Annotated in this window: 17 protein-coding genes; 3 read left to right on the top strand and 14 right to left on the bottom strand. The window is 68.5% G+C overall.

Translation table 11 applies throughout. The features are described from left to right. Positions 1-89: 89 nt before the first annotated feature. Together ACI3KU_RS04920 and gltX are read right to left on the bottom strand one after the other, a co-directional pair. Positions 90-941, bottom strand: coding sequence for a transposase (locus ACI3KU_RS04920; RefSeq protein ID WP_404921176.1), 852 nt, complete (start codon positions 939-941; stop codon positions 90-92). Between the two features lie 5 nt (positions 942-946). After that, positions 947-2,467: a glutamate--tRNA ligase gene (gene gltX, locus ACI3KU_RS04915; protein ID WP_404921175.1), complete on the bottom strand. Its 1,521-nt coding sequence runs from the start codon at positions 2,465-2,467 to the stop codon at positions 947-949. A gap of 52 nt (positions 2,468-2,519) precedes the next feature. Between gltX and ACI3KU_RS04910 the strand changes: the two genes are divergently transcribed. Both ACI3KU_RS04910 and ACI3KU_RS04905 read left to right on the top strand, forming a co-directional pair. After that, on the top strand, positions 2,520-2,654 hold the full coding sequence (locus ACI3KU_RS04910) for a hypothetical protein (RefSeq protein WP_404921174.1): 135 nt from the start codon (positions 2,520-2,522) through the stop codon (positions 2,652-2,654). Then, a complete protein-coding gene (locus tag ACI3KU_RS04905) occupies positions 2,651-4,294 on the top strand; it encodes a CocE/NonD family hydrolase (RefSeq protein WP_404921173.1) in 1,644 nt (547 codons plus the stop codon). Before ACI3KU_RS04910 ends, ACI3KU_RS04905 begins: the two co-directional genes overlap by 4 nt. A gap of 22 nt (positions 4,295-4,316) precedes the next feature. Here the strand turns inward: ACI3KU_RS04905 and ACI3KU_RS04900 are convergent, their stop codons facing one another. From ACI3KU_RS04900 to ACI3KU_RS04880, 5 genes are all read right to left on the bottom strand, one after another. Continuing rightward, positions 4,317-5,561, bottom strand: a complete 1,245-nt coding sequence (locus ACI3KU_RS04900; protein WP_404921172.1) for an MFS transporter — start codon at positions 5,559-5,561, stop codon at positions 4,317-4,319. A 101-nt stretch (positions 5,562-5,662) separates the two neighbouring features. Next, entirely contained in the window at positions 5,663-6,433 is a 771-nt protein-coding gene (locus ACI3KU_RS04895; RefSeq protein ID WP_404921171.1) for a fumarylacetoacetate hydrolase family protein, read from the bottom strand. 83 nt (positions 6,434-6,516) lie between these two features. Further along, entirely contained in the window at positions 6,517-7,596 is a 1,080-nt protein-coding gene (locus ACI3KU_RS04890) for a branched-chain amino acid aminotransferase (RefSeq protein WP_404921170.1), read from the bottom strand. A gap of 41 nt (positions 7,597-7,637) precedes the next feature. Beyond that, positions 7,638-8,690: a 3-isopropylmalate dehydrogenase gene (locus ACI3KU_RS04885; RefSeq protein ID WP_404921169.1), complete on the bottom strand. Its 1,053-nt coding sequence runs from the start codon at positions 8,688-8,690 to the stop codon at positions 7,638-7,640. 19 nt (positions 8,691-8,709) lie between these two features. Continuing rightward, positions 8,710-10,260, bottom strand: coding sequence for an MFS transporter (locus ACI3KU_RS04880; RefSeq protein ID WP_404921168.1), 1,551 nt, complete (start codon positions 10,258-10,260; stop codon positions 8,710-8,712). Between the two features lie 128 nt (positions 10,261-10,388). Here ACI3KU_RS04880 and ACI3KU_RS04875 point away from each other — a divergent pair, with 128 nt between their 5' ends. After that, positions 10,389-10,919, top strand: coding sequence for a TetR/AcrR family transcriptional regulator (locus ACI3KU_RS04875; RefSeq protein ID WP_404921167.1), 531 nt, complete (start codon positions 10,389-10,391; stop codon positions 10,917-10,919). A gap of 71 nt (positions 10,920-10,990) precedes the next feature. On the opposite strand, the gene serA is transcribed toward ACI3KU_RS04875, so the two are convergent. From serA to ACI3KU_RS04840, 7 genes are all read right to left on the bottom strand, one after another. Beyond that, positions 10,991-12,583: a phosphoglycerate dehydrogenase gene (gene serA / locus ACI3KU_RS04870; RefSeq protein ID WP_404921166.1), complete on the bottom strand. Its 1,593-nt coding sequence runs from the start codon at positions 12,581-12,583 to the stop codon at positions 10,991-10,993. 326 nt (positions 12,584-12,909) lie between these two features. Continuing rightward, the gene (locus tag ACI3KU_RS04865) at positions 12,910-13,263 is read right to left on the bottom strand and encodes a hypothetical protein (RefSeq protein WP_404921165.1); all 354 of its coding nucleotides are present in this window, start codon (positions 13,261-13,263) and stop codon (positions 12,910-12,912) included. Then, complete coding sequence (locus ACI3KU_RS04860) at positions 13,260-13,814, bottom strand: DNA polymerase III subunit gamma/tau (RefSeq protein WP_404921164.1); 555 nt, start codon at positions 13,812-13,814, stop codon at positions 13,260-13,262. The genes ACI3KU_RS04865 and ACI3KU_RS04860 overlap by 4 nt, the downstream gene beginning before the upstream one ends. Positions 13,815-14,046: 232 nt before the next feature. Continuing rightward, entirely contained in the window at positions 14,047-14,760 is a 714-nt protein-coding gene (locus ACI3KU_RS04855; protein WP_404921163.1) for a copper homeostasis protein CutC, read from the bottom strand. A gap of 135 nt (positions 14,761-14,895) precedes the next feature. Continuing rightward, positions 14,896-16,251 (bottom strand): alpha-L-fucosidase, encoded by a 1,356-nt coding sequence (locus ACI3KU_RS04850; protein WP_404921162.1) that lies wholly within the window; start codon positions 16,249-16,251, stop codon positions 14,896-14,898. 1 nt (position 16,252) lies between these two features. Then, on the bottom strand, positions 16,253-17,827 hold the full coding sequence (locus ACI3KU_RS04845) for a M81 family metallopeptidase (protein WP_404921268.1): 1,575 nt from the start codon (positions 17,825-17,827) through the stop codon (positions 16,253-16,255). A 112-nt stretch (positions 17,828-17,939) separates the two neighbouring features. After that, positions 17,940-18,887 (bottom strand): ROK family protein, encoded by a 948-nt coding sequence (locus tag ACI3KU_RS04840; protein ID WP_404921161.1) that lies wholly within the window; start codon positions 18,885-18,887, stop codon positions 17,940-17,942. Positions 18,888-18,891: the final 4 nt, after the last annotated feature.

Genomic DNA, 18,891 nt, shown 5'->3' with positions numbered 1-18,891 from the left:
GGCGCCGAGCTGTCTCGATCGGCCGGCGACGCGGTGGTGCTCCTGGCACGGAATTGTCGCCGGACCACTAGACCCGGCCGAAACCAGTCTCAGCCCTGCAGACGCGCCAGCGCGGCGCGGGCGGTGTCCTCGCGCTCACGAGCGACGCGCGCTTCCTCCACGCGCACCGCCCGCTCCCCCTCCGCGGCATCGGCATCGGCACGCGCCGCATCCAGCGCGCCGCGCACGCGGGCGAGATCCGCCTCCAGCTGCGCCACCCGCTCAGCGAGCCCCTCCGAACGCGCCTGTGCCTCCTGCGCACGCCTCACGAGGTCCGCCAGCACGCGATCCGCGCGCTCTCGAGCCTTCTCCGCATCACGAACGGCAGCCTCGGCCGCGCGGACGCGGCGCCGCTCGGCGAGTTCGTCCGCGGGAGGCTCGGCCACCACGGGCGGCGACGGCGGACTGCCGGCGACGACACCGTCCAGGTCTGCGATACCGCCGGCGCCGGGTTCCAGCGCCCGAACGAGCCTCCCGGACGCCACCGCAGCGGCCGCCTGCGGGTCGAAGAACGCCGCGGAGAGGGTCTGATGCACCGACTCGAGCGTGGCATCCGTGACCCGCTCCCCCTGCGATGTCGCCAATCGCGCCGCATCCTCGGCGAGCCGTCGGGTCAGTGCCCGGCGCTGCCGGCTGAGCTCGGTGAGTGCTGCCGCATCCAGATGTTCCTGTGCTTCGCGGAGATCCGCCGCCAATCTCAGGGCCTCAGCGAGCTGATCGGCGCACTGCCGGGCGAAGACGTTCACCACCCATGCGGCGACGCTCGGCTTGCGCAACGCGGTGATCTGTTTCGCCAGCTCTCGATCGTCGGATCGGGCGGCGAACTGCGCGCGCGACGAGACGAACTCGGCGAGCGGGCCGGAGCAGAGCTCGGCCGCGATCTCGTCGAGTTCGCCCGTCACGTCGGTCAGTCGGTGTGCGACAGCTCGTTCGCGAGGGCGTCCAGTCGACGCAGTGTCTCGGTCTTGCCGAGCAGCTCCATCGACTCGAACAGCGGCGGGGACACGCGACGGCCCGTGATGGCCACACGCGGCGGACCATAGGCGACACGCGGCTTCAGACCGAGCTCATCGACGAGCGCCGCGGCCAGCGCTTCCTGGATGTGCGCGGCGTCGAAGTCCGCCTCTGCGACGACCTCGAGGGCGCCGACGCACGCGGTCAGCACCATCGGGGCATCCGCGGGGAGGCCCTTCATCGCGTCGGCTTCGTAGGTGACGGAGTCGGTGAAGAGGAACGACAGCATGCCGGGCACCTCACCCAGCAGCTGCACGCGCTCGTGCACCAGCGGCGTCGCCTTCGCAAACAGGGCCAGCTGCTCCGACGTGGGCTCGGACCAGACGCCCGCGGCCGCCATGTAGGCGACCGAGCGCTCCGTGAAGTCCGCGACATCGATGCGGCGGATGTGATCGCCGTTGATGGACTCGGCCTTCTTCTGGTCGAAGCGCGCGGGGTTGGGATTCACGTCGGCGATGTCGAAGGCCGCGGTGAACTCCTCGAGCGAGAAGATGTCACGGTCGGGACCGATCGACCAGCCCAGCAGCGCCAGATAGTTGAGCAGACCCTCGTGGATGAAGCCCTTGTCGCGCTGCAGGAAGAGGTCCGCCTGCGGGTCGCGCTTGGAGAGCTTCTTGTTGCCGGTCTCGCCCAACACCAACGGCATGTGACCGAAGCGCGGCACGAAGTCGGTCACACCGGCATCGATCAGGGCGCCGTAGAGCGCCAGCTGGCGTGCGGTCGACGGCATGAGGTCCTCGCCGCGGATCACGTGGGTGATGCCCATGAGCGCATCATCGACGGGGTTCGTGAACGTGTACAGGGCGTGGCCGCCGGCGCGCACGATCACGAAGTCGGGGAACGAACCCGCCGGGAACGTCACCTCACCGCGGATTAGGTCGACATAGGTGAAGTCCCCATCCGGGACGCGCAGACGGTACGCAGGCTCGCGGCCCTCGGCCAGGAAGGCGGCCTTCTGATCTTCGGTCAGATCGCGGTCGTAGTTGTCGTAGCCCAGCTGCTTGGCACGACCCGCTGCCTCGTTGCGCGCGTCGATCTCCTCAGCATTGGAGTAGCTCTCGTAGACCACCCCTGCCGCGATCAGCTTCTGCAGGACCTCGGCGTAGATGTGCTTGCGCTCGGACTGACGGTACGGCGCGTGCGGGCCGCCGACCTCAACGCCCTCGTCCCAGTCGATCTTGAGCCAGGTGAGCGCGTCCACCAGCTGGCGGTAGCTCTCCTCGCTGTCGCGCGCGGCATCGGTGTCCTCGATACGGAACACCAGCTTGCCGCCCGTGTGGCGCGCATAAGCCCAGTTATACAGGGCAGTGCGCACCATGCCGACGTGCGGCAGGCCGGTGGGTGACGGGCAGAAGCGCACGCGCACGTCTGCGCCGGAGGCGGTCGTGGTGCGGGGATCAGGTGAAGTCGACATCGCCTGACATTCTATCCGCCGGCGACCCCCCGGCCCGTGGTCAAGTATCGTCGTGCCTGTGCTCGGGTTCTTCCTCACTCGCTTCGGCTCAGACACAGGCGAGAACTTCGCGGCCCTCTACGCCGCCGCGTTCCTGATGGCCCTGGTCGCCGCGCTCGCCGTCACTCGCGTACGGAGCGTGCGATGAGCAGCCCGGAGACACGACTGACACGCGTCGCGGCCCAGGAGTATCGCCGCCTCACCCGCAGTGCCGACATGCCCCCGGTCACGCACCCGACGGTGCAGCGCGCCCGCGACATCCGCGTCCTCGCGCAGGACGGCACCGCCCTCCTCACCGACCACTGGCACGCCGCGAATGCCGCCGACACCACGCTCCTGATCCGCACCCCCTACGGGCGGGAGGGCATCGCCGGCATCGCCAGGTTCATCGCCGAACGCGGACACCACGTGATCGTTCAGAGCTGCCGGGGCACGTTCGGTTCGGAAGGTGCGTTCAGCCCGCTACACGACGAGATCGCCGACGGTCAGAGCACCCTCAGCTGGCTGCGCGCTCAGCCCTGGGCCACCGGACGAGTACATACCTGGGGAGGAAGCTACTTCGGCGTCACGCAATGGGCGCTCTGCGACGGGCCCGAACGTCCGGACGCCATGGGCATCGCCGTATCGGCTCGTCGATTCGATGCCGGGATCATCTATCCGGGCGGCGGTTATGCCATCGACACCACCGTGGCATGGAGTTTCGCGCTGCGCATGCAGGAGCGTCCTCTCCTCGCGCGTCTCGGGATGATCCTGCGGGCGTCCTCAGCCCTGCGGCGCGGCTCCCTCGCGATCCCTCCCGCGGATGCCGCCCAAACCGCGGTGGGAACCGACCCCCGGTTCTTCCGCGACTGGGTGGAGCACTCCGATCGCGACGATCCCTGGTGGGAGCCGCTGCACTTCGCCCAGGACACGCACACCATTCCGCCCGTCGCGCTCGTCGCCGGGTGGCGCGACCTGTTCCTGCAGGAGCAGTTGAGGGATCACGCCGCGCTCGTCGCCGGAGGCGTCTCCACGAAACTCGTGATCGGGGACTGGGTGCACGGCGCGCCCGAGACCTCCGTGATGGGTGTGCGCGACGCGCTGCTCGCCTTCGACTCGCTGGATCGGCTCCCCGACGTGCGCGTCGAAGTCACCGGAGGCGTGGGCTGGTGCGAGGTAGATTCGTGGCCGCCTGCCGCCGCGTCGACAACGTGGTCGGCCACTGCCACCGGCGGCCTGCGCCGTGGTCCTGCAGACGAACTCGCGACCCCGGTGTCGTACCGCTACGCCCCCTCCGACCCCACGCCGAGCGAAGGCGGTCGCACGCTCGGTCCATTCGCCTCCGGGTATCGAGTCCAACGGCATCGGGAGGCCCGGGCGGACGTCGTCCTGTTCACCTCCGACGCACTCACCGACGACCTCCTCGTGATCGGTGAACCCCGTGTCGAGATCCTGCTGACTTCGACCAACCCACGTGTCGACCTGTTCATTCGGCTCTGCGATGTGGACGAACGGGGCCGCTCGCGAACGGTCACCGACGGCTACCTCCGGCGAGATCCCGACGCGGAGAGCAGCACGACCCTCGCGCTCACCTCCCTGGCCCACCGCTTCGCCGTGGGACACCGGCTGCGCCTCCAGGTGTCCTCGGGTGCGCACCCGGTGTACCTGCGAAACCCGGGCACGGCCGACCCGATCCGCGATCACAGCAGAATGATCCCGAGTGATCAGACCTTTGTGGTGGGCGGGGAGCACGCCCTCGTGCTCCATCTCCCCGTGGCTGACGGCGCCGTCCTGCATCCGATGAGCTGACCCGCGCTCACTCTGAGACGAATCAGGCCCGGGGGTCACGAACGCGCAGCGCGAACGGCGACACCACGGTGACGGCGATCACCAGCACGAGAGCAACGACCGCCAACCCGCGATACTCCACCGCCTGGAGCACGAGTCCGGCAAGGATCGCGCCGACTCCCGCGCAGAGGCTCATGAGCGAGTCACTGAGGCCCTGCCGTCGCGGACGCCGCTCCACCGAGGACGCCTCGGTGAGCAGCGTGCTGCCGGCGACGGTGGCCGCGCTCCACCCGAGCCCGAGCAGGACGAGAGCGATCAGCACACCGGCGTGGGACGCACTGCCCACGAAGGCGGCCACCAGAGCACCCGCGAGGAGCGCCTGGCCGAGCACGATCACCGCGACACGTCCGAAACGATCCGACAACCAGCCGAAGACCGGCGACAGACCGTACATGCCGGCAACGTGGGCGGCGATGGTCACGCCGACGATCACCGTCGCGTCGCCCATCGTCATGTGCTGCAGGTGCACCGGCGTCATGGCCATCACCGATGCCATCACCGTGTGGGATGCTGCCACCGCGAAGATCGCATAGCGAGCCACCCGGGGTCGGTCCACGGACGCGCCGAGAGCCGCCGCAGGGACCGCGGCGTCGCGCTGCTGGGCGATCCGCAGCGGATCGGGACGCAGCGCGACGATGTACAGCAGGAACGCCGCGACCTGAGCCGCGAGCGAGAAGAGATAGGAGCCGGTATGCACCGGCATCCCGAGCACGCGCCCGAGAGCTTCGCCCGGGCCCAGCAGCAGCGGACCGGCAACGGCCCCGACGGTTGTCGCCCACACGACGACGGACAGTTCGCGTCCGCGCCGTGCGGGTGTGGCGAGATCCGTGGCCGCGAAGCGGGACTGCAGGTTTCCGGCGTTTCCCGTGCCGATGAGGACAACACCGATCAGGAACAGCCAGAACGTGGCCGACGCCGCTGCCGAGATCACGATCGCGATGCCGATCAGGGCGAGCAGGTTGCCCAGCGTGAGAGCGGTGCGTCGTCCGCGGCGTGCGGCAAGCCGTGCCAACGGGATGGCGGCCAGAGCGGCGCCCAGGGTGACGAACGCCGTCGCGAAGCCGGACAACGCGTCCTGCCCGGTGATGTCCTTCGCCAGCAGAGCGCCGAGCGACACCGTGGCGCCGAACGCGATGCCACCCAGCACCTGACCGACCGCGAGCGTGCGCACCGTCCGCGATTGGATCCGTGCGATTGCCGCCTCGTCGAGGGCGGCCGACAACGTCATGAGATAACCGACGACGTCATGAGATGACCGACGACGTCATGAGATGACCGATGCCGTGTGGCGAAGCACCCGCTGCTCAGGACGCTGTGCCCCGACGTTCATCACGACGCGTCGCGCACGGTGTTGCGGAGAATGCCCAGACCGGTGATGTCGACCTCGACCACGTCGCCGGCCACGAGCGGTCCGACGCCGGCCGGGGTTCCGGTGAGGATGACATCGCCCGGAAGCAGCGTGAACGCTGCCGAGGCGTGAGCGATGATGGCGGCCACGCCGTGCACCATGTCGCTGAGCGGAGCCTGCTGCTTGATCTCGCCGTTCACCTTGGCGGTGAGCACGCCGACAGTCGGGTCGAACTCGGTCTCGATCGCGGGGCCCAGCGGGCAGAACGTGTCGAACCCCTTGGCGCGCGACCACTGGCCGTCGCTGCGCTGCAGATCGCGAGCGGTCACATCGTTGCCGATGGTGTAACCGAACACGTAGTCCAGTGCGTTCGCCGCGGTCACGTTCTTCGCGATGCGGCCGATCACCACGGCAAGCTCGCCCTCGAACTCCACGCGCTCGGACAGCGCGTTCGGGCGCACAATGGCATCGCCCGGGCCGATGACGGCGGTGTTGGGCTTCAGGAAGAGCATGGGCTCGGCCGGCACGTCGTTGCCGAACTCGGCAGCATGATCGGCGTAGTTGCGGCCGACGGCCACCACCTTGGAGCGCGGGATCACCGGCGCGAGCAAGGCGGCATCGGCCAGCGGTACCCGCTCCCCCGTGGTGTCGAAACCGGCGAACATCGGATCGCCGGCGATCACGACCAGATCGGTGTCGTCGACGATGCCGTATTTGATGGCGTCCTGGTGGCTGAAACGTACGATCCTCACCACCCCAGCCTATCGTCCACCGCGCATGCCACGGGGCCCGTGCCCGCCGTCGTCGCGGCGGGCACGGGCCCCGTGGTGGAGTATCAGGCGTCGAGGCGCACGAGCCAGCCGTGCTTGTCCGCCGCACGGCCGTACTGGATGTCGGTGAGCTCCTGACGCAGGCTGGTGGCAAGCTCGCCCAACGGCTGCTCGTCCTCGAAGTCCGCGCCCTTGAGCAGGCCGATCGGGCTCAGCACCGCTGCCGTACCGCAGGCGAACACCTCAACGATCTCGCCCGTGCGAACGCCCTCGCGCCACTCCTCGAGCGAGATGTCCCGACGCTGGATCGTGTGTCCGCGATCCTCGGCCAGCTGCAGGATCGAGTCGCGCGTGATGCCCTGCAGGATCGAGTCGGACTCGGGCGTGACGATCGTGCCGTCCTTCATCACGAACACCACGTTCATGCCGCCGAGCTCTTCGACGTTGCCGTCGCGGAGGAAGACCACCTGGTCGCAGCCGTTGTCGCTGGCCTCAGCCTGCGCGACGAGGCTCGATGCGTAGTTGCCGCCCGTCTTGGCCGCGCCGGTGCCACCCTTGCCGGCGCGGGCGTAGTCCTCGCTCAGCCAGATCTTGACCGGCTTCACGCCGCCAGAGAAGTAGGCGCCGGCGGGACTCGCGATCAGGTAGTACGCGACCTTCTTGGCCGGGCGGACGCCAAGGAAGGCTTCCTTGGCGAACATGAACGGGCGGAAGTAGAGTGACTGATCCTCCCCGGAGGGAACCCAGGCTCCGTCGACGGCGATCAGCTCGCGCAGCGACTGCACGAAGACCTCCTCGGGCAGCTCCGGCAGAGCCATACGGCGGGCGGGGCGCTGCAGACGACGCGCGTTCTCCAGCGGACGGAAGGTGTGAACCGAACCGTCGGCGTGGCGGTACGCCTTGATGCCCTCGAAGATCTCCTGACCGTAGTGCAGCACCGACGCCGCCGGGTCAAGGGAGATCGGACCGTAGGGCTGAACCCGCGGGCGGTGCCAGCCGCCGGTCTCCGACCAGCACACGTCGAGCATGTGATCGGTGAAGTGCTGACCGAAGCCGGGGTTGGCGAGGATCTCGTCACGCTGGGCGTCCGTCTTGGCCGCGAGGTTGCGGGTCACCTGGAATTCGAGGGGGGAAGAAGTGGTCATGTCACATCCTGGTTCGAAGAAGCGTTCTGCGCGGGATCAGGCTACGCCCGAACCCGCTCGGCGATGGCATCGCCGATCTGAGTCGTGGTGCGAGGCTGCTCGCCACGAGCGGCGACGTCCGCCTCGATCGCGTCGTTCACGCGACGTGCTTCGTCCTCCAGCCCCAGGTGATCGAGCAGGAGGGCGATGGAACCGATCGCAGCGGTGGGGTCCGCCTTCTGCTGACCCGCGATGTCGGGCGCCGAACCGTGCACGGGCTCGAACATCGACGGGAAGCTGCTATCGGGATTGATGTTCCCGGAAGCGGCGAGGCCGATGCCTCCGGTGACGGCACCTGCCAGATCGGTCAGGATGTCACCGAACAGGTTGTCGGTGACGATCACGTCGAAGCGGGACGGGTTCGTGACCAGGAAGATCGTTGCCGCATCGACGTGCAAGTAGTCTACGGCCACGTCGGGGTGCTCCGACGCCACCTCGTTCACGATGCGCTGCCAGATGCCGCCGGCGAACGTCAGCACGTTGGTCTTGTGCACCAGCGTGAGCTTGCGGTGCCGGCGCTCGGCCAGATCGAACGCGTAGCGGACCACCCGCTCCACACCGAACGCGGTGTTCACGCTCACCTCGTTGGCGATCTCCTGCGGGGTGCCGCGGCGGATCGAGCCACCGTTGCCGACATAGGGCCCCTCCGTGCCCTCGCGCACGACGACGAAGTCGATGTCACCCGGATTCGCCAGCGGGCTGGTGGAGTTCGGGTAGAGACGCGAGGGGCGGAGGTTCACGTAGTGATCCAGCGTGAAGCGCAGCTTCAGCAGCAGGCCGCGTTCGATGTTCGCGTCCTTCAGCCGCGGGTCACCGGGGACTCCGCCGACCGCACCCAGGATGATCGCGTCGTTGTCGGCGATGGCCGCGAGATCTTCGTCAGTGAGCGTGTCACCGGTCTCGAGGTAGCGCGCGGCACCGAGGGAGAATCGCGTCTTCTCGAAGGTCACACCAGAGTCGGCCGTGACCGCATCCAGCACCTTCTCGGCTTCGGCGACGACCTCGGGGCCGATCCCGTCACCGGGGATCACGGCCAGCTTCACGACACGCGACATTGCTCTCCTCAGGGCGGCATCACTCCGCGTCGGAGTGTGCGACGGACTTCCCTCCCAGCGTAGTGGCCGCGATGACGGCGGCGATCACCACGAGACCCGCGCCGATGAGACCAGTGATGAGCACACCGGAGTCGAACGCGTAGGCCGCAGCATGCCTCAGCTGGTCGCCAACGGCACCGCCGATCTCCTCGGCCGTCACCATGGCTCCGGCCAGTGTCTCGCGAGCGGCGTCGGCCGCCTGCTCCCCCACGCCATCCGGGATGACGAGGTTCGTGCGGTAGAGAGCGGTGAGCAAGCCACCGAGCACGGCCGTACCGAGCACCGCGCCCAGCTCATACGCGGTCTCCGACACTGCGCTGGCCGCCCCGGCCTTCGCGGGCGGAGCGCTGGCGAGGATGAGGTCGTTGGACACGGTCTCCGCCATGCCGATGCCGATGCCCAGCAGCACGAACGCGATCACCAGGGTGAGGAGCGCTCCCTCCTGCGATGCCAGCGCCGACATCACGAAGCCCGCGATGGAGAACAGCAGCGCGATCGGAACGATCACGCGCGGAGCCACGCGCTGAGCGATGGGCACCACCACAAGTCCCGCGACGATCATCACGACGAGGCCGGGAACGAGCGCGAACCCGGCGGCCATCGGCGTGAGGCCGAGGATGAGCTGGAGGTGCTGCGAGACGAAGTACAGGAAGCCGACCAACGCGAAGATGCTGAGCATGTTCACGAGGATCGCTCCGGTGAATCGCGGCGTCTGGAACAGCTTCATGTCGAGCATGGGGACATCGGCGCGCAGCTGGCGACGAACGAACAGCCACCCGAAGCCCACACCGACCACGAACAGGATCGGAGCCGGCGAGAGCAAGCCCTCCACCGCGAGCTCCTTGATGCCGTAAACGATCGGAACCATGGTGGCGATCGACAGCACGATGCTGATCGGATCGATGCGACCCGGGCTCGGGTCCCGCGTCTCGGGAACGAGGACCGGCGCGAGGATTAGCAGCGGGATCATGACGGGTACCGCCATGAGGAACACGGACCCCCAGGAGAAGTGCTCGAGGAGGAAGCCTCCTACGATCGGCCCGAGCGCTGCGCCCGCGGAGAATCCCGCTGCCCAGATGGCGATCGCCAGGCGACGCTGAACCGCGTCGGTGAAGATGGTGCGGATCAAAGAGAGGGTGGACGGCATGAGCATGGCGCCGAAGATGGCCATGACGGCGCGAGCGGCGATCAGCCACTCGGCAGACGGTGCGAACGCGGCGAGCGCGGAGACCACGGTGAAGCCGATCGCGCCGATCAGGAGCAGGCGGCGACGACCGAAACGGTCACCCAGGGTTCCCATCGTCACCAGAAGCGCGGCGAGCACGAGCGAGTACGCGTCGATGATCCACAGCTGTTCGATGGCCGACGGCTGCAGGGAGATCGCGATGTCTGGCAGAGCGAACGTGAGCACGGTGTTGTCGACCGAGACCAGCAGCACCGGCAGCATGAGGATCGCGAGGGCGACCCAACCGCGCCAGCTGACTCGACCGGTCTCGATATCGGCACGCAGGGCGTGAGTGTCGACAGACATTTCTTCCTCGGTTTCGTGAACAGGCTCCCCTGTTCGAGTTTCGGGCCGGAGCAGGGCTAACCGTCCGGCTGGTACAGTTATACCGTCCAGACGGTACAGTAATCAAGTCTCATGAGAGGATGCTGGGCATGGCACGACCCCCGCACGCTCGCGAGAAAGTGATCGACGCGTTCGAATCGCTCCTCATCGACGACGGCGAGCGCGCCGCCACGATGGATGCCACCGCGCGCATCGCTGGTGTCTCCAAGGGCGGGCTGCTCTACCACTTCGGCTCGAAGTCCGCGATGGAGCAAGCTCTCGTGGAGCGCATGGATCGCCTCGTGCGCGAGGACCTCGATGCCATGACGGCATCCCCCAGCGGAGTGGTGGACGCGTTCATCCGCAGCTCAGCCACCATCAACTCGCCGCTGGACCGCGCCATCGTCTCCGTGGGGCGCCTGGCTACCTCCGGCTCCCCCACGGCCACGGAGGCGCTGCGCCGGCTCCGGGAGAGCTGGCGCACCTTCCTCGACCCTCACGTACCCGACGACACCGCGCTCACCCTGGTGATGCTGGTGGCAGACGGCGTGTACTTCAATCAGTCGCTGGAGATCGGCTCTGTCGCCGAGATCACCGACATGGACGCGCTCATCGCCCTCGTGCGCCGACTCACGGACTGACGCGCCTTCTCATCACAGAACGCGAATGAGCCCGCCCTCTCGGGGCGGGCTCATTCGTCTGGCGCGGGGGCTCAGGCCTCCGTGATCTCGATCTGACGGAAGACGTCGGCATGGATCGCGGAGCTGACCTCTTCCAGCAGCTCATCGGAGACCGGCGAGTCGACGGTCAGCACGGACAGCGCCCGCCCACCGGCGGACTGACGGGCGATCTGCATGCCGGCGATGTTGATGCCGGCCTCGCCGAACTTCTGGCCGTAGACGGCGACGATACCGGGGCGGTCGGTGTAGACCATCACGATGTGGTGCTTCTCGATGGGCAACTCGAGCGCGAGACCGTTGATGCCGACCAGCTTCTCGATCTGCTTCGGCCCGGTGAGCGTCCCCGAGACCGACAGCTGCGTGCCGTCGGACAGTGCACCGGTGAGCGTGATGACGTTGCGGTACTCGTCGGACTGGTCATCCACCAGCAGGCGCACGTCGATGCCACGCTGGTCGGCCAGCAGCGGCGCGTTCACGTACGAGACGGACTCGCTCACGATGTTGGTGAAGACGCCCTTGAGGGCCGCGAGCTTGAGGACGTCCACGCTGTAGCCGCTCAGCTCGCCGTGCACCTCGACATCCAGGCTCGTGAGGGGCGACTTGGCGAGCGCTGAGAAGAACTGACCGAGCTTCTCGACGAGGGCGATACCCGGACGCACGTACGGGTCGATGGCACCACCCGCGACGTTCACCGCATCCGGAACCAGCTCGCCGCCGAGCGCGAGACGCACCGAGCGGGCGACCGAGATACCGGCCTTCTCCTGCGCCTCATCGGTCGACGCACCCAGGTGGGGCGTCACTACGACGTTCGGCAGACCGAGCAGGCCGGTCTCCTTCGGGGGCTCGGAGCTGAAGACGTCGAGGCCCGCACCGGCGATCTCGCCAGACGTGAGTGCCACTTCGAGCGCGGCTTCGTCGATGAGGCCACCACGCGCCACGTTGACGATGTACGCGGTCTTTTTCATTGCGGCCAACTGGGCCGTCGAGATCATGCCGGTGGTCTCCGGCGTCTTCGGCATGTGAATCGTGATGAAATCCGACTGCTCCAGCAGCTCGTCCAGGCTCAGCAGCTCCACACCGAGCTGCTGCGCGCGAGCGCTGGTCACGTAGGGGTCGTACGCCACGACGCGCATGCCGAACGCCTGCATGCGGGCGGTGATCAGCGCGCCGATGCGGCCGAGACCGATGATGCCGAGGGTCTTCTCGAACAGCTCGGTGCCCGTGAAGGAGCTGCGCTTCCACTCGCCCGCGGACAGGGACGCGTGAGCGGCAGGGACTCGACGAGCTAGCGAGAGGATGTGGCCGATGGTCAGCTCCGCCGCCGAGATGATGTTGGAGGTCGGGGCGTTGACCACCATGACGCCGGCCGTGGTGGCTGCCTTGATGTCGACGTTGTCGAGACCCACACCGGCACGAGCGACGACCTTGAGCTTCGGCGCCGCGGCGAGAGCCTCAGAGTCGATCTGCGTGGCCGATCGGATCAGCACGGCGTCCGCATCGGCCAGAGCCGACAGCAGCGCGGGACGGTCGGTGCCATCGACGTCACGGACGTCGAAGTCCGGACCGAGCGCGTCAATCGTGGCGGGTGAGAGCTTTTCGGCGAGAAGAACGACGGGCTTCGTCACAGAGGTATCCTTCGAGGCGGTATTTCGCGTGATGGGGAGGGGCCGATGCGCCGCACGCCGTCGGGGGCGCGATCGGTGTCAGCCTACCGTCTCGGCAGCGATGCTCCCGTTCACGTGACGTTCGGCGACCATTCAGCACCCACCGCTGAGCCTGCGCAATCGAGCACCCGGCGGTGGCATCGTGCGCTCAGGCGCGCAGAATGCTGAGCCGCTGCCGAGACCGCCGTTCAGAGTGCGCGTGACGCCGAATCTGAGAATTTCGAGCTCGCCGGGGTCGATGCGCGGGGCCCGACAGAGGCAGCGTTACACCCACCCGGCACGTGTGATCAGCCGGCACCCACCAGCGACGACTGTGCGGCGACCTGCAGCATCATCACGTCCAACCAGAAGACGCCCACGAGCGCGACGCCGGCGAGGAACAGCAGCGCCTGCTTCCAGACCCACAGGCGACGACCCACCAGAACGATGCCCGCGTACACCAGCACCGGGAAGATGACCGGCATGAGACCGACGCCCACGCCGGCCGGGGTGAGCCCGGTGTTGCCTTGCGAGGCGAGAACCAGCGCGAAGACAGCAACCCAGATCGCGAAGGAGTAGATGAGGCCGAACAGCGCGGCGATCGTCCATCGCAACCAGGATCCGGCACCGCGTGTGGCCGGCTTGACGGTCTGCTCGCTCACTGGGCCCCTCCCATCAGTGCGCTCTCCCAGTTGATGACGAACGGCCACGGCACGAGCAGGACAACGCCCATGATGAGCCAGAGGAAGCGCACCCACGGTCGGCTGCGCAGCGTCAGCACGAACACGACGGCGAACCAGACGGCGGGAGCGGCGATCGCCGTCCACTTGACGATCGCGTAGATCGGGCCGTTGGCCAGCAGCAAGTCGCCGACCACGTCCAGGCGGTTGCCGCCGATGAACCATCCGATCACGTAAAGCAGGTAGACACCGGCGAGGATTCCGATGCCCAGCAGCGCGCCGTTTCCGGCCTCAACGGGCTGGTCGTTGTGGACGACCTCGTCGCCCGCGAAGGACTGCGCCTCGGCATCGTCCTCATCGACCGACGCAGCAGGCGGATCGGCGGTGGCCTCTCCCTCGATGTGGACCTGGTCCGCCCCCTTGCCCACGGCACGCCACCCGCGCGCGAGCGTCGGCTCGGCTGCGCCGGGGTCGGGTACGGGGTCGGGTACGGGATCGGCAGCGCCCTGCGGGCCGTCCGGATCGGAACTCATGTCCTCAGTCTACGGACCCAGCGAGATACCGCCCATCCCCTGCCCGCTCCCCCTACGCCACCCCATGACCCGTGAGACTTCCGTCTGTGGGCGAGAACTCGCGCAACGCGGTGATTCTCGCCCACAGACAGAAGTCTCGCGGTCAGTGGTTCTCGCCTCACAACGACGGACGTCGAGCGACGGAAAGCAAACGGAGGACGGGGAGCCAGGGCCGGACGTCGAACACCGGGTGTCAGGCGTCGGCGGCGGCGCGGGCGGCACGCACGAGAGTGTCGGAGACGACGTCGTACTCGTCGATGCCACCGCCGGGACCTGCGGGGCTTCCGTCGCTCACCGCGACGCGCGCCGACAGATGGATCGCGTCCACGCCCGCGGCACGCAGCGCTGCAATCGCGTCGATCGTCACCCCACCGCCGGCCTGGATCTGCAGTCGTCCGTTGGCCGCGCCGACCATCTCGGCCAGCACGGCGGTGCCGTCTCCCGCCCGCGTGGCTCCGCCGGACGTCAGGATGCGCGTGGCGCCGAGGTGGACGAGCTCACTCACTGCCGCGACCGGGTCCGGATGCACGTCGATCGCGCGGTGGAACACCAGGTCGGCGTCTCCGGCAGCTTCGCGCCATCGTTCGACGGCGTTCGCGTCCACGGACAGGTCCGGGCGCAGCGCGCCGACGACGACGGCGCCGATGCCGAGCGCCACCGCGTTGCGAATGTCCGCCGCAACCACACGGATCTCGTCACCGTCGTAGATGTATCCGCCGGCCCGCGGCCGAATCAGCGCAGCCACGCGGTCGCCGCCCACGGCGTCCACCGCCCCGGCCATCACCGCGTGCGATGCCGTGATCCCGCCGGTGATGAGCGCCTGGCACAGTTCCACGCGGTCCGCGCCGTTGCCGATGGCCACACGAGCATCACGCGGCGACTGCGCCACGATTTCCACCACGGTCATCTGTCCGCCTCCATCCTCAGCATCCGGTCGCAGTGTGCGCCCGGGGGACGGGGCCCGTCATCACAACGCGAGCCGGGCACCGTCGCCTTCCATGATCCTCGCCGCATCCTGGACGGGGGTTCGATTCCCCCCAGCTCACATCAACACAGTGAGCGTGGCGACCGCGTCACCGCGGAGGCCTTCGGGGATCGCCACGGTCGCTGTCCCGTCCGCGAGCGCGACGATCTCCGCGGCCTGAGCCCCCGCCCACCGTGCACCCGAAGTGCCGGCGAGTTCCGTCGGCAGCTCCACGACTCCCGCAGCCGGATCGAGCACATGAACGTGTGTGCCCGCGGCAGAGGATGTGTAAGCGCGCGGCGTTCCCTGACGTTCGCCGGCACGAATCCAGGGGCGGGTGGCGTAGATCGCGTCGCCGTTCACCCGGAGGAACTCGCCGAGCTGACGCATCGCCGCAAGCTGCAGCTCGGGGATCGTGCCGTCTGCGCGCGGGCCCGTGTTGATCAGCAGGTTTCCGTTCTTGCTCACCACGTCGACGAACAGGCGAATCAGATCGGTACCGGACAGCGACTGCTCCGGCCCCTCCGCCTGGTTGTACCCGAACGAGTAGCCGAGGCCACGCGTCGATTCCCACACCTTCTCCTGGACGTCCTCGATATGCGTGTACTCACGCGTGAGGAAGCCGTGGTACGGGACACCCCAGCGATCGTTGACGACGCCGTCGGGCACGGCGGCGAAGTACCGGCCGAGCAGCGCGGCCACCGCGAACTCGTCGTGGCCCTTGCCTCCGTCGGGCCAGTCGATGTCGTTCCACAGCACGTCCGGGGCGAACCGTTCGACCAGCTCCTCCAGCTGGGCTGCGGCGTAGCGGGAGTACTGCTCGTCGTTGCGGCGGAATCGGAACAGGTCCGTGTCACTCTCGATGGCCGGGAAGTCCCCCGTGTGCCAGTCCAATGCCCCGGAGTAGTAGACGCCGAAGCGAGCTCCGCGGCTGCGCGTGGCATCGTGCAGCTCGCCGATGAGGTCACGGCGCGGACCCCGACGCGCGGCATTGAAGCCGCTCGTGGCGGTGTCCCAGAGCGCGAAGCCGTCGTGGTGCTTCGTGGTGGGGATGATGTACTTCGCCCCAGCTCCGACCAGCTCAGACACCAGCGCATCGGCGTCGAAGGCGTCCGCCCGCCAGAGGTCCGCGAGGTCCTCATAGCTGGTTCCGGTGCCGTACACCTCCTGGTGGCGCAGCCAGGTGGGACTCCCCGCGATGCGAACCGTGTTCCCGTACCACTCCGCGTACTGGTGATAGGCGTACGCGTCCTCCGTGGGGATGTGGACGCCGGGACCGTGTTGGATCGCCCAGGCGGGAACCGAGTAGAGCCCCCAGTGGATGAAGAAGCCCAGCTTCGCGTCGCGGTACCAGTCGGGCACGGCGCCGGTGAGCGGATACTCGGGACCCTGGGCGCCGAGATCCGGGCCGATGCGCTTCTCGAAGTTCATCATGTCAGCGGTCCTCTCCACCGTCGGCGAGTTCAGATTCTGCGCCCCGCCGGGTGACCAGCGGGGTCAGGTCGGGATCGGTGCCGGACTGATCGAACGGATACACCCCGGGCTGCAGGCGGTGATGCCCGAGTCGCAGCAGGTCCTGATCGACCCCGCCGGGCGTGAGGGCGAGGATCCAGTCGGCCGCGAGCTCGTACAGCTCCGGCTCGAGGTACCCGATCTTCACGATCACGATGTCGGCGCTCTTCGGCTCCAGACCGAGCATGCGGAAATCGTCGAGGTGGTGGAAGGGTTTGCGGCGTTCGGTGATGATCGAGAACACGCTGCCCGCGCGCACCACGACCTGGGTGCCAGCATCCGGATCTCCGTCGGTGACCGAGAACACCTCTCCGGTGATCGTCACCGGCCCACGGGGGCCGGGATCGACCCGACCGCCGACCTCCAGGGTGACCGTGCTGCCGACGCCAGCCGCGACAGCGTGCGCGACGGCGGCGGCATCGAACACGGACGCGTGAATCACCACGCGCCCCGACTCGCGCAGGTCCGCACGCTCCAGCAGCTCGCCGAGTGTCCAGGAGACATCGCCTGCACCGCCCGCGGTGGGATTGTCGCCAGAGTCCGAGATGAGGAACGGCCGCGCGGCCCCCGGGGCCAGTGCTCGATCCAGTGCCTCGCCGAGCGTCGCGGTCGGACCGACGAACACGAAGTCGGCCCGCGCGTCCCAGTACCGCCGCGCGAGCCGCTCGGCCTCTCGCGCGATGACGTCGGCGTCGTCGCCCATCACCACGACGACCGCCATGTTGCGAGGCTCATCAGCCCACGCGTAGCCCACCCACACGGCGGCATCCACCACGCCCGGCAGCGACTCGATATCGGGGAGCTCGTCATAGATCCCCCTGGCCGGCTCCAGCCGCGTACTCGTCTTCTCCCCCGGCAGCAGCACGGGAACCGGCACCCAGGCCTTGAGCGGACGCCGCTCGAACGGATCTGCACCGTGCTCGCCACGCAGGCGCGCGAGGAGGTTCCACACCGCGCGCTCCTTGGTGTTCATCCAGTCCTCGTGCGGCGCCATCCGGTAGCAGGTGAGGAGATCGACAGCATCCAGCAGCGTGCGCGACACGTTGCCGTGCAGGTCCATCGACGTGCTGATGAGGGTGTCGGGTCCGAGTTCCCGGCGCACCGCCTCGGCCAGGTCGCCCTCGGCGTCATCCATGCCCACCACGCTCATGGCGCCGTGGATATCGAAGAAGAACCCGTCGAACGGCCCGTCCTCGGCGATCGCGGCACGGATTCCGTCCACGATTCCCGCCTTCATGCGCTGGTATGTGTCCGGCGCAACGGCACCGCCCGGCAGCGAACGCCCGTGATAGATCGGGGTCCAGTCCGCGGCTTCGCGCAGCTCCCGTCGCGCGTCGAGGAAGGGGTAGTACGCCAATAGCGCGTCAGACTCCCGGATGGTGAAGGCCTCATCGCCGGAGATGTGCGGCGAGAAGGTGCTCGATTCAATCGAGATGCCGCCGATCCCGATGCGAGGACGGGTCAGGCCGCCCTCGGCGACGGGGGCCAGCGGTCCCATCCAGATCTCGTGGGCTTCCGGTCGTTCGGTCACGGGGGCTCCTTCTCTGAGGCGGGGGAAGAGTATCAGGCCGTCGGTCGGCTGCCGACGGGAGGGAGAGGTTCGAGGACGGTCAGGAACGTGAGCGTGCGGCAGCCGCGGCTCCGAGGGCCACCGCGTCGGATCCGAGCGCGGCCGGGATGATCCGCAGCGGCGCGCCCGACACCGGGGCGTCCGTCCGCAGCGTCGCCGTGATCGCGGGCTCCAGCAGGTCCCACGCGTGGGACACGCCCCCACCGATCACCGCGACGTCCAGGTCCACCAGGGTCGCCGCGCTGGCGCAGGCCAGCGCCACCGCGCGCCCCGCGGCGTGGAAGACGGCGATGGCGTCCAGATCGCCGCCTCGCGCGAGCTCGGCCACGTCTGCGGCACCGAGGCCGGTCGCTCCCGACCGCTCGGCATAGCGCAGCGCGATCGATGTGCCGGAGGCCAGGGTCTCCAGGTGTCCGATCTGGCCGCAGGTGCACACCAGATCGCTGTAGCCCGGAGTGTGGCCGATCTCGCCGGCCGCGCCGTTGGGCCCATGACGCAGCACTCCGTCGAGCAGGAGCGCACCACCCACTCCGGTGCCCAGCATCACACCGAGCACGTCGGAGCCGTGCCCCGCACCGGCGGCGACCTCTCCGAGCAGGAACGCGTTCACGTCGTTCTCGACCGCGACCGGAACGCCGAGGCGTTCGGTGAGCGCGGCCGCGAGGCCGAAACCGACCCAGTCCGTGAACATCGCGGAGGCGGCGAGGATGATTCCCGCGTCGGGATCTACCACGCCGGCGGCACCGACCCCGGCAGCCCGCAGCCGACCGGAGACCTGCGCCACGAGATCGCGGGTCAAATCGGCGGCGGCATCCGCCATGGCGATGCCGCCTTCCTGGGCGGGGGCGGGAACGACGCCGCGCGCGAGCACGGCCCCGTCCTCCCCCGTCACCAGGACAGCGATCTTGGTGCCGCCGATATCGATTCCGGCGACGAGGGTTCGTTCGGCGGAGAACGCCGCATCGGCGGCGCGCACATCACTGCTCATCAAG

The organism is Microbacterium sp. ZW T5_56, from assembly GCF_044987425.1.
Taxonomy (GTDB): Bacteria; Actinomycetota; Actinomycetes; order Actinomycetales; family Microbacteriaceae; genus Microbacterium.
This window is presented reverse-complemented; position numbering and strand designations above follow the sequence as displayed.

What these genes read in the sequence shown, in the direction of transcription:
- ACI3KU_RS04875 (WP_404921167.1), top strand. Translation starts at nt 10,389, where the DNA reads ATGGCACGACCCCCGCACGCTCGCGAGAAAGTGATCGACGCGTTCGAA.
- ACI3KU_RS04890 (WP_404921170.1), bottom strand. Translation starts at nt 7,596, where the DNA reads ATGACCACTTCTTCCCCCCTCGAATTCCAGGTGACCCGCAACCTCGCG.
- ACI3KU_RS04850 (WP_404921162.1), bottom strand. Translation starts at nt 16,251, where the DNA reads ATGATGAACTTCGAGAAGCGCATCGGCCCGGATCTCGGCGCCCAGGGT.
- ACI3KU_RS04900 (WP_404921172.1), bottom strand. Translation starts at nt 5,561, where the DNA reads ATGACGTTGTCGGCCGCCCTCGACGAGGCGGCAATCGCACGGATCCAA.
- ACI3KU_RS04845 (WP_404921268.1), bottom strand. Translation starts at nt 17,827, where the DNA reads ATGGGACCGCTGGCCCCCGTCGCCGAGGGCGGCCTGACCCGTCCTCGC.
- ACI3KU_RS04860 (WP_404921164.1), bottom strand. Translation starts at nt 13,814, where the DNA reads ATGAGTTCCGATCCGGACGGCCCGCAGGGCGCTGCCGATCCCGTACCC.
- ACI3KU_RS04855 (WP_404921163.1), bottom strand. Translation starts at nt 14,760, where the DNA reads ATGACCGTGGTGGAAATCGTGGCGCAGTCGCCGCGTGATGCTCGTGTG.
- ACI3KU_RS04905 (WP_404921173.1), top strand. Translation starts at nt 2,651, where the DNA reads ATGAGCAGCCCGGAGACACGACTGACACGCGTCGCGGCCCAGGAGTAT.
- ACI3KU_RS04880 (WP_404921168.1), bottom strand. Translation starts at nt 10,260, where the DNA reads ATGTCTGTCGACACTCACGCCCTGCGTGCCGATATCGAGACCGGTCGA.
- gltX (WP_404921175.1), bottom strand. Translation starts at nt 2,467, where the DNA reads ATGTCGACTTCACCTGATCCCCGCACCACGACCGCCTCCGGCGCAGAC.
- ACI3KU_RS04840 (WP_404921161.1), bottom strand. Translation starts at nt 18,887, where the DNA reads ATGAGCAGTGATGTGCGCGCCGCCGATGCGGCGTTCTCCGCCGAACGA.
- ACI3KU_RS04885 (WP_404921169.1), bottom strand. Translation starts at nt 8,690, where the DNA reads ATGTCGCGTGTCGTGAAGCTGGCCGTGATCCCCGGTGACGGGATCGGC.